The 405-nt window shown below is 62.0% G+C and carries 1 protein-coding gene; it reads right to left on the bottom strand.

From position 1 onward, the window contains the following. Positions 1-405, bottom strand: a 405-nt coding sequence (locus GV818_RS35275) for an LPD7 domain-containing protein (protein ID WP_372242150.1), incomplete at both ends; no start/stop codon positions are given.

Genomic DNA, 405 nt, shown 5'->3' with positions numbered 1-405 from the left:
CTCGTAAGGAGCTGCGCCGTGCTCGAGCACAGTGCCCACATACACACGATCGGTGTTGAACCGCTCGGCAGCGATGCTCGCCGCCATGTCGACGGCCTTCTCCGAATCCCCACGTTGCCGCATCACAGCCTTGATCGCTTCGATGGCCGTTAGCTGCCGCTTGGAAAGACCCGCCTGCTGTTCATCGACAACTGCTTCCTTCTCAACTGGTCCCGCCGCCGGCGCGGCCCGTTCCCGTTCAGGCGCACGCTCGATGCTGTTGCGGCTTTTGTCCCGCGATTCCTCTTGCTGGAGATCTTTGAGTTTCGCAAGGTCGACATCACGCGGCTGGTAACCCTGGATTTGCAGGCCGCGTAGTGAGGCCTGCAGCCACACCTCGCGCCGAAACTCTTCGGTGCCCTTGAC

This window comes from Pseudomonas sp. Fl4BN1, from assembly GCF_009908285.1.
Taxonomy (GTDB): Bacteria; Pseudomonadota; Gammaproteobacteria; order Pseudomonadales; family Pseudomonadaceae; genus Aquipseudomonas.
The sequence above is the reverse complement of the archived record's forward strand: the minus strand, read 5'-3'. Positions and strand labels throughout refer to the sequence as shown.